The organism is Rhodobacter aestuarii (assembly GCF_900156655.1).
Classification (GTDB): Bacteria; Pseudomonadota; Alphaproteobacteria; order Rhodobacterales; family Rhodobacteraceae; genus Rhodobacter; species Rhodobacter aestuarii.
Genome location: NZ_FTOG01000001.1, coordinates 461,345 through 473,587, shown reverse-complemented (window position 1 = coordinate 473,587; position 12,243 = coordinate 461,345). Strand labels below are relative to the sequence as shown.

The 12,243-nt window shown below is 61.3% G+C and carries 12 protein-coding genes; 9 read left to right on the top strand and 3 right to left on the bottom strand.

What is annotated here, in order from left to right; genetic code table 11:
- Window positions 1-11: 11 nt before the first annotated feature.
- Window positions 12-506 (bottom strand): pantetheine-phosphate adenylyltransferase, encoded by a 495-nt coding sequence (gene coaD / locus BW967_RS02195; RefSeq protein ID WP_076483380.1) that lies wholly within the window; start codon window positions 504-506, stop codon window positions 12-14.
- A 111-nt stretch (window positions 507-617) separates the two neighbouring features.
- Window positions 618-1,562, bottom strand: a complete 945-nt coding sequence (locus BW967_RS02190; protein ID WP_076483379.1) for a LysR family transcriptional regulator — start codon at window positions 1,560-1,562, stop codon at window positions 618-620.
- 149 nt (window positions 1,563-1,711) lie between these two features.
- On the opposite strand from BW967_RS02190, the gene BW967_RS02185 reads away from it, so the two are divergent.
- The 8 genes from BW967_RS02185 to BW967_RS02150 all read left to right on the top strand — a co-directional run bounded on the left by BW967_RS02185 (window position 1,712) and on the right by BW967_RS02150 (window position 8,522).
- Window positions 1,712-3,211, top strand: coding sequence for a CoA-acylating methylmalonate-semialdehyde dehydrogenase (locus BW967_RS02185; protein WP_076483378.1), 1,500 nt, complete (start codon window positions 1,712-1,714; stop codon window positions 3,209-3,211).
- Window positions 3,212-3,425: 214 nt separating this feature from the next.
- Complete coding sequence (locus tag BW967_RS02180) at window positions 3,426-4,571, top strand: acyl-CoA dehydrogenase family protein (RefSeq protein ID WP_076483377.1); 1,146 nt, start codon at window positions 3,426-3,428, stop codon at window positions 4,569-4,571.
- Window positions 4,571-5,614: an enoyl-CoA hydratase/isomerase family protein gene (locus tag BW967_RS02175; protein WP_076483376.1), complete on the top strand. Its 1,044-nt coding sequence runs from the start codon at window positions 4,571-4,573 to the stop codon at window positions 5,612-5,614. Before BW967_RS02180 ends, BW967_RS02175 begins: the two co-directional genes overlap by 1 nt.
- A 31-nt stretch (window positions 5,615-5,645) precedes the next feature.
- On the top strand, window positions 5,646-6,518 hold the full coding sequence (mmsB, locus tag BW967_RS02170; protein WP_076483375.1) for a 3-hydroxyisobutyrate dehydrogenase: 873 nt from the start codon (window positions 5,646-5,648) through the stop codon (window positions 6,516-6,518).
- An 85-nt stretch (window positions 6,519-6,603) separates the two neighbouring features.
- Window positions 6,604-6,942: a hypothetical protein gene (locus BW967_RS02165; RefSeq protein WP_076483374.1), complete on the top strand. Its 339-nt coding sequence runs from the start codon at window positions 6,604-6,606 to the stop codon at window positions 6,940-6,942.
- A gap of 68 nt (window positions 6,943-7,010) precedes the next feature.
- Window positions 7,011-7,673: a Crp/Fnr family transcriptional regulator gene (locus BW967_RS02160; RefSeq protein WP_076483373.1), complete on the top strand. Its 663-nt coding sequence runs from the start codon at window positions 7,011-7,013 to the stop codon at window positions 7,671-7,673.
- Window positions 7,674-7,822: 149 nt separating this feature from the next.
- The gene (locus tag BW967_RS02155) at window positions 7,823-8,014 is read left to right on the top strand and encodes a YgaP family membrane protein (protein ID WP_076483372.1); all 192 of its coding nucleotides are present in this window, start codon (window positions 7,823-7,825) and stop codon (window positions 8,012-8,014) included.
- Window positions 8,015-8,213: 199 nt separating this feature from the next.
- The gene (locus BW967_RS02150; protein ID WP_139327780.1) at window positions 8,214-8,522 is read left to right on the top strand and encodes a hypothetical protein; all 309 of its coding nucleotides are present in this window, start codon (window positions 8,214-8,216) and stop codon (window positions 8,520-8,522) included.
- Between the two features lie 127 nt (window positions 8,523-8,649).
- On the opposite strand, the gene uvrA is transcribed toward BW967_RS02150, so the two are convergent.
- Window positions 8,650-11,523 (bottom strand): excinuclease ABC subunit UvrA, encoded by a 2,874-nt coding sequence (gene uvrA, locus BW967_RS02145; protein WP_076483370.1) that lies wholly within the window; start codon window positions 11,521-11,523, stop codon window positions 8,650-8,652.
- Between the two features lie 256 nt (window positions 11,524-11,779).
- On the opposite strand from uvrA, the gene BW967_RS02140 reads away from it, so the two are divergent.
- Window positions 11,780-12,154: a rhodanese-like domain-containing protein gene (locus tag BW967_RS02140; RefSeq protein ID WP_076483588.1), complete on the top strand. Its 375-nt coding sequence runs from the start codon at window positions 11,780-11,782 to the stop codon at window positions 12,152-12,154.
- Window positions 12,155-12,243: the final 89 nt, after the last annotated feature.

The following is a 12,243-nucleotide window of genomic DNA, read 5'->3' as shown; positions in this document are numbered from 1 at the left end:
AGAGGGCCGATTTAGCCCCGCAGTCGCGCGACGAGCCGTTCTTCCACCGCAGGCGGCACGAATCTGGACACATCGCCGCCAAGGCGCGCGATTTCCTTCACCAGCTTCGAGGCAATCGCCTGACGCCGGGCATCGGCCATCATGAACACCGTCTCAACGCTGTCATCCAGCGCGCGGTTCATGCCAACCATCTGGAATTCATATTCAAAATCCGCCACAGCGCGCAGGCCGCGAATGATCACACTCGCCCCCACATCATGGGCGCAATCAATCAACAGATTCTCAAACGGGTGCACCACAATCTCGCCGCCGCATTTGGCGGTGATGCCCGCGCATTCGGCTTGCAGCATTTCCACACGCTCTTCGAGCGTGAACAAAGGCCCTTTGTCACGGTTGATCGCCACGCCGATCACCAAACGATCCACCAGCGCCAGCGCGCGCTGAATAATGTCGGTATGGCCAAGCGTCACCGGGTCAAAGGTGCCGGGATATAGACCGATGCGCATGGGTGCCCTCCTCCTGCGCCGCATTCACGAACGGGTGAGCGCACGCAACAGCATTCGCACCCGATTTGCAACCCACTCGCTGCGCAGCGCAGCGTCACACCCCTTAAGCCCTCAAAGCCCCGGCGCGACCACCGCGCGGGTGGGAGAGCCCACCCCCTGCCCTACAGCGGCCAAAGTTTCAAGCCGCGCCACCTCGCGCCGCATGCCGCGCCCCAAAGCGGCGGCAAGCCGTTCAAGCCGTTCCGAGCGGCGATCATCGGCATGGCGAATGAGCCAAAACGCGCGGCTCAGCCCAATTTCCTCGGGCAGCACCCGCACCACGCCCGGCGTAAAGGGCAGCGCAAAATCATGCACGATGCCGAGCCCCGCACCCGCGCGCAGCATCTGCATTTGCACCGAAACGGAATTGGATGCGAGCCCCACGCCCTCCGCCCGCGTCTCGGCCAAATAGTCGAGTTCTTTGTCGAAAATCATATCGGCAATATAGCCCACGATCCGATGCGCGCGCAGATCGGCGCGCGACAGGATCGGTGGATGCGCGGCCAAGTAGCTTTCATGCGCGGCCAGATGCAGTTGATAATCAACGAGCTTTTGCACCGTAAGGCGCCCCGCCGTGGGCGGTGAAACGGCAATCGCCATATCCGCCTCGCGTTTGGAGAGGTTAAAGACCCGTGGCAAAGCGACGATCTGAATCTCGAGCCCCGGATGGCTGTCGCAAATCTCGGCGCAGACCTGCGGCAACAGGTAATTCGCGCAGCCATCCGGCGCGCCGATGCGCAATTGCCCGGTAAGTTGCCGCCCGGTGCCCGAAAGTTCCTCGGCCGCACCCGCAAAGGCGGCCTCCGCCGCTTCGGCATGGGGCAAGAGCCGCCCGCCCGCCTCTGTCAGCGCATAGCCTTGCGGGGATTTAACGAAAAGCGCATTGCCCAAAGCCTCCTCCAGCCGTGCAACACGCCGCCCCACGGTCGCGGCATCGCATTTCAGCGCCCGCCCCGCGCCGGAAAGGCTTTCAGCCCGCACCACGGCCAAAAACACCCGCAAATCATCCCAATCCATGCCCCACCTTTGCATTATTGCAAAACGCTTTTGCCAGACTTCCTCTTTATGGCGCATTTTCGCAAGGCTAGAGTGTCGCCGGAACCCACTCACAAACACCCAAACGCACGAGACGCCACAGACGGCGCAGGCACTATAGGGAGGAAAAGATGAAAGAGATCGGACACTGGATTGACGGCAAAATGGTCCCCGGCACCTCGGGGCGGTTTGCGGAAGTGCTGAACCCGGCCACGGGCGAAGTGATCGCGAAACTCGCGCTTGCCACCAAAGCGGAACTGGATGCCGCTGTGGCCGCGGCAGAAAAAGCCCAAGCGGGCTGGGCCGCCACCAACCCGCAGCGCCGCGCGCGGGTGATGATGAAATTTGGCGATCTGATCAACCAGCATATGGATGAGCTGGCGGAACTCGTCTCGATGGAGCACGGTAAAGTGCTGCTGGACGGGCGCGGCGATGTGCAGCGCGGCCTTGAGGTGATCGAGGTTTGCATGGGCGCGCCCGCGCTGATGAAGGGCGAATACACCGGCGATGCGGGCCCCGGCATCGACCTTTATTCGATGCGCCAACCGCTTGGCGTTGTTGCGGGCATCACGCCCTTTAACTTCCCGGCGATGATCCCGCTGTGGAAAATGGGCCCCGCGCTGGTGGCGGGCAATGCGATGATCCTCAAACCCTCGGAGCGCTGCCCCTCGACCGCGCTGCGGCTGGCAGAACTCGCGCAAGAAGCGGGCTTGCCCGATGGCGTGCTGCAAGTCGTGAACGGTGACAAAGAAGCCGTGGATGCGATTTTGGACAATGACACGATCCAAGCGGTGGGCTTTGTCGGCTCGACCCCGATCGCGCAATATATCTATGGCCGTGCCTGTTCGAACGGCAAACGCGCGCAATGCTTTGGCGGCGCCAAGAACCATATGATCATCATGCCCGATGCCGATATGGACAAAGCGGCGGATGCGCTGGTCGGTGCCGGTTATGGCGCGGCGGGCGAGCGCTGCATGGCGATTTCGGTCGCCGTTCCGGTTGGCAAAGGCACGGCGGAAGCGCTGATCGAACGGCTGGTACCGAAGATCGAAAAGCTCAAAGTCGGCCCCTATACCGGCGGCAATGATGTGGACTTTGGCCCGGTGATCACCGCGCAAGCGAAAGAGCGGATCGAAGGGCTGATCGCCTCGGGCGTGGAAGCGGGCGCGGAGCTGGTGATTGATGGCCGTGGCCTGACGATCCAAGGCTATGAAGGCGGCTTCTACACCGGCCCGAGCCTTTTTGACAAAGTCACTCCGGAGATGGAGATCTACAAACAAGAGATCTTTGGCCCGGTCTTGAGCGTGGTGCGCCAAGACAGCTATGAAGACGCTCTGAAGCTGATCATCGACAATGATTACGGCAACGGCACCGCGATCTTCACCGCCGATGGCGACACGGCGCGCGACTTTGCGGCACGGGTGAATGTGGGCATGGTGGGGATCAACTTCCCGATCCCGGTGCCGCTGTCCTACTACACGTTCGGCGGCTGGAAGAAATCGGCCTTTGGCGATCTCAACCAATATGGCCCCGATGCGTTGCGCTTCTATACGAAAACCAAAACCGTCACCGCGCGGTGGTTCTCGGGTATCAAAGACGGTGTCGCGCTGAACTTCAAAGCGCTCGACTGATCTCACCGCAAGCGGGCCGCGCCTTTGGCGCGGTCTGCCTCCGGCGGGGATATTTGCAGCAAGATGAAAGGGGGCTGTTTCATCTTGCTCAAAATATCCCGGGGTGAATTGGCCGCAGGCCAAGAGGGGCAGCGCCCCGCCCCCGCCCCTTGCAACACTGGTGCAAGGTTTCCAAAATAAACAGGTGTTCAATTCAGGCTTTGGGGAGGAAGGCATGGATTTCGCGCTCAGTGAGGAGCAACAGGCCATTTTCGATATGGCCTATGCCTTTGGCCAAGATGAAATCGCGCCCCATGCGCGGGCTTGGGAAGAGGCTGGCACGATCCCGCGCGATTTGTGGCCCAAAGTGGCAGCGCTCGGCTTGGGCGGGATTTATGTTTCCGAAGAGTATGGCGGATCGGGGCTGAGCCGCTTGGATGCGACGCTCGTTTTTGAGGCTTTGGCGATGGCCTGCCCCGCCGTTTCGGCCTTCTTGTCCATTCACAACATGTGCGGCGGCATGATCGACAAATTCGGCGCACCGGATTTGAAAGCGCGCTATCTGCCGAAGCTTTGTTCGATGGAAAGCGTCTTTTCCTATTGCCTGACCGAGCCCGGCTCTGGCTCCGATGCGGCCGCGCTGCGCACCCGCGCCGAGGAAACGCCGGGGCAGTTCACGCTCAATGGCACCAAGGCGTTCATCTCGGGCGGCGGCTATTCGGATGCCTATATCACCATGGTGCGCACCGGAGACGCGGGGCCAAAAGGGATTTCCACCGTCATCGTCGAAGCCGGCACACCAGGGCTGAGCTTTGGTGCGCAAGAACATAAGATGGGCTGGCGCGCGCAACCCACCGCGCAGGTGCAATTTGATGATTGCGTGATCGGGGCGGAGAACCTTCTGGGCGAACTTGGCAAAGGGTTCAGCTACGCGATGGCGGGGCTTGATGGCGGGCGGCTTAACATTGCCGCTTGTGCTTTGGGCGGCGCGCAGGCGGCGCTTGAGGCCACGCTTTCCTACATGGGTGAGCGCAAAGCCTTTGGCCAATCGCTTGACCAATTCCAAGCGCTGCAATTTCGGCTCGCCGAGATGGAAGTGAAGCTGCAATCGGCGCGCATCTTCTTGCGCCAAGCCGCTTGGAAATTGGACAATCGCACCCCAGACGCCACGAAATTCTGTGCGATGGCAAAGCTTTACGTCACCGACGCCGCTTTTGAGGTGGCCAATCAATGCCTGCAATTGCATGGTGGCTATGGCTACCTTGCCGATTACGGGATCGAAAAGATCGTGCGCGATTTGCGTGTGCATCAGATCTTGGAAGGCACCAATGAAATCATGCGGCTGATCATTAGCCGCAGCCTGCTGGCGGAGCGCGGCTGATGCAAGAAGACTGGATGATCGCTCGCAAGGAAGGCCGCGCGGGGCGGCTGACCTTCAACCGGCCCAAGGCGCTCAATGCCCTTGATGAAAGCATGGCTTTCACGATTGAGCAGGCGCTCGACGCTTGGCGCGATGATCCGGAAGTCAAGCTTGTGATCATTGATGCCGAGGGCGACCGGGCCTTTTGCGCAGGCGGCGATATTGCCGCCGTTTATAAAGCCGGGCGCGCGGGCTATCCGCAGGTCGGGGCCGAGTTTTGGCGCGCCGAATATCGGATGAACGCAAAAATCGCTGAATACCCGAAACCCATCATCGCCTTTATGCAGGGCTTCGTGATGGGCGGCGGCGTGGGCGTGGGCGGCCATGCAAGCCACCGCGTGGTCGGCGAAAGCACGCAAATCGCCATGCCCGAAACCGGGATCGGGCTTATTCCCGATGTCGGCGGCACGCTGATTTTGGCGCGTGCACCGGGGCGGGTCGGGGAATATCTGGGCACCACCGGCAACCGGATTGGCGCGGCGGATGCGCTTTATGCGGGCTTTGCCGATATCTACCTGCCCGAAGCGCGCTGGCCCGAGGTGATTGCGCAACTGGCCGAAAGCGGCGAGGCTTCGGTGATCCCGCGCGGCTTCCAGCCCGAGTACAAAGGCTTTCTGGCGGATCGCCGCCCCGAGATTGAAACGATCTTTGGCGGTAAGGATATTGCGACGATCGTGGCAAAGCTCGAAAACCTGCCCACGAAATTCGCCGCCGAGACGCTGGCCACTTTGCGCCGCAACTCTGCGCTCAGTGAAGAATGCACGCTGCGACTGGTGCGCATGACTCGCGCCGTGCCCAATATCCGCGAGGCGCTGTCAAACGAGTTTCGTTTCACCTTACGCGCAGTGGAGCACAGCGACTTTTTGGAAGGTGTGCGCGCGCAGATCATCGACAAAGACCGCAACCCGCAATGGGCCTACAGCCTCGACACCTTGCCCGAAGCGCTGGTGACGAAACTCCTGGCCCCTCTGCCGCGGGAGTGGGAGATCGACTTCGACGCTTGAGGAGAGGCGTCTGATATTTGGGGGAGGACAGATGAAGATCGGATTTATCGGGCTTGGCAATATGGGCGCGCCGATGGCGGCGAACCTTGTGCAGGCGGGCCATGAGGTGGTGGGGTTTGACCTTGCCGCCCCCTGCCCGGCGGGCGTGACCAAAGCGGCCACGGCAGGCGAAGCGGCCACCGGGGCGGAGGTGGTGATCACCATGCTGCCCAATGGCGCGATTTTGCGCGCGGTGGCGGCAGAGGTGATCCCGGCGATGGTGCCCGGGGCTGTGCTATGTGATTGCTCAACCGTGGATGTCGAAAGCGCGCGCGCGGTCGCCGAACAAGCCGCAAAAGCCGGGCTTGGCGCTTTGGATGCGCCGGTCTCTGGTGGGGTTGGCGGCGCCACCGCTGGCACGCTCACCTTCATGGTCGGCGGCACGGCAGAAGCCTTTGCCACGGTTGAGCCGCTCTTTGCGATCATGGGGCAAAAGGCTGTGCATTGCGGCGCCCCCGGCGCGGGCCAAGCGGCGAAGATTTGCAACAATATGATCTTGGGCGTGACGATGATCGCGACCTGCGAAGCCTTTGCCTTGGCCGATAAGCTGGGCCTTGATCGGGCCAAGATGTTCGATGTGGTCTCCACCTCCTCGGGCTATTCTTGGACAATGAATGCCTATTGCCCGGCCCCCGGCGTTGGCCCGAAAAGCCCCGCCGACAATGGCTATAAACCCGGCTTCGCGGCGGAACTCATGCTCAAAGACCTGCGACTGAGCCAGCAGGCCGCAGAAGCGGTCGATGCCGATACGCCGATGGGCCAACAGGCGGCGGCGCTTTATGCGCGCTTTGTCGAAGAAGAGGGCGGCAAGGGGATGGATTTCTCGGCCATGCTGCCGCGCTTTGAAAACCGCAGCCGCGAATAGGCGGATTTTCCTCACAAAACTGCGAGCGGGGCGACTGATTTGCCCGGCTCGCGCGTTTGATCTTCAGACCAAGGAGATCGAACCCATGAAACAGACCCCCCTGACGCTTGCTGCCCTCGCCATTGCCATTGCAAGCTTTGCCCCCGCCGCGATGGCAAATCCGCCGCAAGACTGTAGCGCCCCCGGCGCACGCTGTGCTGCCCCCGGCCACAACACGCCCCCCGGCCATGCTAAGAAACAAGCCCCGCAAGCCGCCAAACAAGCGCCCGGCCATGCGCCGAGCAGCGCGCAATTGCGCCGCCTGCCGCCGCCCCCCCATGGGCAGGAATACCGGGTGGTCGACAATCGCGTGGTGCTGATCGATTCCGAGACGCTCAATACCATGGCGGTGCTAGGGCTGCTGACGGCGCTTTTGAACAACTAAGCCGACGCGACGGCAAAACCCACTGCGGGGGCTTGTAACTCGTGCCCCCGCACGCCTAAATCCAAATCATGACGCACTGGATTGAGACCTCCCCCGCCCTTGCCCGACTCGGTGCCCCTGAGCGGGCATTGCTGCAAGATCTAAACCCGATGGATGTGCCCAAGGGCGCCGTTCTGTTTCGCCCCGGCGATGCGGTTCAGGGCTTTGTTTTGGTGCTGCAAGGCCGGGTCGAGGTGTTTTTGACCGGCGCCAATGGGCGCGAGTTGATGCTTTACGCGGTCGAGCCCGGCCAAACCTGCGTGCAAACCACACTCGGCCTTTTGGGGGAGGCAGATTACACCGGCGAGGCCATTGCCACCACGCCCTCGCGCATCGTGCTCGTGCCCCGCCCGACCTTTTTGCGGTTAATGGAAGACAGCCCCTCGTTCCGCGCGCTTGTGTTTTCGTCGATGGCGGTGCGGATGGAAGAGGTGATCCGGCTGATGGAGCGGGTCTCGTTCCAATCGGTGGAAAGCCGCTTGGCCAGCTGGCTTTTGGCGCGGGCGGAAAATAGCCGCGTCGCCGCAACGCATGCCGAGATTGCCGCGCAAATCGGCTCGGCGCGCGAGGTGGTTTCGCGCCGCTTGGATGCTTTTGCCCGGCGCGGTTGGGTGCGCACCGAACGCGGGCTCGTTGAGATATGCGACGCTGCCGCGCTCAAACGCCTTGATGCGGTGACTGAAGGCGCGTGACTGAGGGAGCGTGACCGGGGGGCGCCTGAAACATCCGCTCGCGTCCCTGTGATCGGCCTTGGTGATCACGTCACCGACGCTAAAGCGCCCGCGTGCTATCTCCTTTACCACAAACCCGCGCTGTCGCGGGCCGATTGGAGGGAGTGCATATGTTCAAGAACAACGTCGGCGGGATGGATAAAATCGCCCGCATCGTTCTCGGCGCCGCCATGCTGGCCGCCTATTTCCTGATGCCCGAAGCCTCGTGGTTCTGGCTGATCGGCGTCGTGCCGCTGATCACCGGTCTGGCTGGCTCCTGCCCGCTTTACACGATCGTGGGCATCAACACCTGCAAGAGCTAACCTGGCAAGAGCTAACCCCGCGCATCGGTGGCTGGCCAGAGCCACCGATTTTCTGCTACGGGGCAAACCCGCCGACGGCCCCCCGCGCCTTCGGCGGGTTTTCATTTGGCGGGGGCGGTTTTACACTGTGCCCATGTGCTTCCGCCCTGCCCTTTTGCTAGTTGCCCTTTGCGCAGCGCTCCCCGCGCGCGCCGAAAGCGTGGCACCGATTGGCCCCCAAGTGCCGCAGGCCGAGCAGCCCTCCGAATGTCGGATTTTGGACGCAACGGGGGATCGGTTTTGCAAATACGGCCACCGCTGGAAACTCGAAAACGCGCGCGCGCCGGACTATGCGGTGGGCGATGATTTCCCGGTCTATGAACAATCCATGCTGATGGATCTGCGGCGCTACAATCTGCCCCCGGTGGATGGCCCTTGGCGCTATTATGAACACCACCGGATCATCTACAAAGTCTCTGCCGAGACCGGCAAGGTGATCGAGGTGCTGGGCCGTATGCGCCGCCGCTAAACGCGCAGCGCTGCCCTTTCTGGCGCGGCGCGACGTTGAAGCGAAACGCTTTGCCCTTCGACTTTGTTTAAATATCCCGGGGATGAATTTTCCGCAGGAAAAGAGGGGGCAGCGCCCCCCCCTGCCCTTATTCCGCCGCGACCGGCAAGCCCAACATTGGCGCAAGATAGCGCCCGGTATGGCTTTCGGGCACCGTGGCCACTTGTTCGGGTGTGCCCTCGGCCACAATACGCCCGCCGCCATCGCCACCCTCTGGCCCAATGTCGATGATCCAATCGGCAGTTTTGATCACATCGAGATTGTGTTCGATCACCACCACCGTATTGCCCTGCTCGACCAGAGAATGCAGAACTTCCAGAAGTTTCCGGACATCTTCGAAATGCAGCCCCGTGGTGGGCTCATCCAAGATATAAAGCGTGCGGCCCGTCGCGCGGCGGCTGAGTTCTTTAGACAGTTTCACCCGCTGCGCTTCCCCGCCCGAAAGCGTGGTCGCCTGCTGGCCAACCTTGATATAGCCAAGCCCGACCTCAACCAACGCATCCATCTTTTCGCGGATCGCGGGCACGGCTTTAAAGAACTCCTGCGCATCTTCCACCGTCATATCCAGCACATCGGCAATCGACTTGCCCTTGAACTGAATTTCCAACGTCTCGCGGTTGTAGCGGTGGCCCTTACAGGTTTCGCATTCGACATAGACATCGGGAAGGAAGTGCATCTCGATCTTGATCACGCCATCGCCTTGGCAGGCCTCGCAGCGCCCACCTTTGACGTTGAAGGAAAACCGCCCCGGCTTGTAGCCGCGCGCCTGCGCCTCGGGGAGCCCCGCGAACCAATCGCGGATCGGGGTGAAGGCCCCGGTATAGGTGGCGGGGTTCGACCGTGGCGTGCGCCCAATCGGGCGTTGGTCGATATCGATCACCTTATCAAGGTGTTCAAAGCCGCGAATGCTTTCACAAGGCGCGGGGGTTTCGCGCGCGCCATTCAATCGCATCGCTGCATTTTTATAAAGCGTTTCAATCGTCAGGGTGGATTTGCCCCCGCCCGAAACACCCGTGACGCAGACAAATTTCCCCAGCGGGAAGTCCACCGTCACATCTTTGAGGTTGTTGCCGCACGCCTTTGAGACCTTGAGCTTCTTGCCATTCCCCTTACGGCGTTTGGGCGGCACTTCAATCGCGCGGGTGCCAGAGAGATATTGCCCCGTTAGGCTCGCCGGGTCCGCCGCAATCTCGGCAGGTGTGCCGCGCGCGACCACTTGGCCGCCATGCACGCCCGCGCCGGGGCCAATGTCAAAAACGTAATCCGCATGCCGGATCGCATCTTCATCATGCTCCACCACCAGCACCGTATTACCCTGATCGCGCAGGTTTTTCAGCGTGCCAAGCAGCCGGTCATTGTCGCGCTGGTGCAGCCCGATCGAAGGTTCATCGAGCACGTAAAGCACCCCCGTAAGACCAGAGCCGATCTGGCTGGCCAGCCGGATCCGCTGGCTTTCGCCGCCCGACAACGTGCCCGCCGCGCGCGAAAGCGTCAGGTAATCAAGGCCCACATTGACCAAGAACCCCAACCGCTCGCGGATTTCTTTCAAGATCGGGCGGGCGATTTCATTGTGCTGCGTGCCGAGCGTTTCTGGCACGGTGCCAATCCAGTCATGCGCCTCGCGGATCGACATTTCGACCAATTGGCCAATGTGCAACCCGGCGATTTTCACTGCCAAAGCCTCGGGCTTCAGCCGATAGCCGTGGCAGGCCCCGCAAGAGCGGTTGTTTTGATAGCGCTCCATCTCTTCGCGCGACCAAGCGCTGTCCGTCTCGCGGTAGCGGCGTTCCATATTGGGGATGATGCCCTCAAAGGTCCGGCTGACCTCATAGACCCGCCCGGCCTCGTCAAAGCGGAATTTGATCTGCTCCTCGCCCGAGCCATAGAGGAACAGGCGCTGCACCTCGGGCTTGAGGTCTTTCCACGGTTTGCGCTTATCAAACCCATAGTGCTTGGCGAGCGCGTCAATCGTTTGCGTGAAGTAAGGGCTTTTCGACTTCGCCCAAGGCGCAAGCGCCCCCGCCATCAGCGTTAGTGTAGTGTCGGGCACCACGAGCCGTTCATCAAAGAAAAGCTCAACCCCCAACCCGTCACAAGCCGGGCAGGCGCCAAAAGGCGCGTTGAACGAAAACAGACGCGGCTCAATTTCCGGAATCGTGAAACCAGAGACCGGGCAGGCGAATTTCTCGCTAAACGTCACCCGCGCAGGCTCTTGCCCCGCTTCAATTGAATCATTCGAGAGCGCCTCTTCCCAAAGCGCGATCCCATCGGCCAGATCAAGCGCAGTGCGGAAACTGTCGGCCAGCCGCGTTTCCAACCCTTCGCGGACCACGATCCGATCCACCACCACATCAATATTGTGGCGGAATTTTTTGTCCAAGGTCGGCGGTTCTTCAAGGTCGTAAAAGGCCCCGTTCACCTTCACCCGTTGAAAGCCCACCTTGCGCCATTCGGCAAACTCTTTGCGATACTCGCCCTTGCGGTCGCGGATGACGGGGGCCAGCAAATAGCCCCGCGCGCCCTCCTCCATCGCCATCACGCGATCGACCATGTCTTGCACCTGCATCGCCTGAATCGGCAGCCCCGTCGCGGGGCTGTAGGGCGTGCCCGCGCGGGCAAACAACAGCCGCAGATAGTCATAAATCTCGGTCACCGTGCCCACGGTGGAGCGCGGGTTTTTTGACGTGGTCTTTTGCTCAATCGAGATTGCGGGGCTCAGCCCCGAAATATGATCGACATCGGGTTTGCCCATCATATCAAGGAATTGCCGCGCATAGGCCGACAGGCTTTCGACGTAGCGCCGCTGCCCCTCGGCATAGATCGTATCGAAGGCGAGCGATGATTTGCCCGAGCCCGACAGCCCGGTGATGACGGTGAGCGCATCGCGCGGGATGTCGAGATCGACCCCCTTGAGGTTGTGCTCGCGCGCGCCCCGCACCTCGATGAATTTTTGCTCGGCCATACCCGTCTCCGTTCAAAGCCCACAATAGATAGGGGGTCGCGGGCGAGTCTCCAATGCGAAAATGCGAACAGAAGGAGAACTTTTTCGCCAAGCGCCAAAGATTTGCGCGGCCTGCCGCTTGTTGCTGCCGCGCAGCATGGCAATTATTCATTTCTTCGCATATCTGAGGCAAAAGCGCTTGAAACCGCGCAACGTTCTGCCACATGAAACCGACAGGCGCCCCTCCCCTTTGGCGCCGCAAAAGAAGGAATTCGAGATGTTCAACTTCCTGCGCCCTTCTGGCCAAGGGCAAGGTCGCGTCGAACGGATCGCGCCGAAAGACGCGGTGCAAATGGTTGCCAAAGGCGAAGCGGTTTTGCTTGATGTGCGCGACGGGATGGAGCTTCGCGCCACCGGCAAAGCCAAGGGCGCGCTGCATGTGCCGATGATGTCGCTGTCGATGAAATGCGACCCGTCGAGCCCCGAATGCCTGAAAGAGCTGTCGCTCGACAAACCCGTGGTGCTTTACTGCGCCTCTGGTGCGCGCAGCCAAGGCGCGGGGCGGATGCTGGTGTCGCTGGGCTATACCAAGGTCTTCAACCTCGGCGGGCTAAACGACTGGCACCACGGCGGCGGCCAAGTGGTGCGCTAAGCTGCGATGGAAGAAAGGGGGCCGCGGCCCCCTTTTTTATTGCGAGATGGGCATAAGCTCACGGCGCACTTGGAAAAGCGGCGCCATTA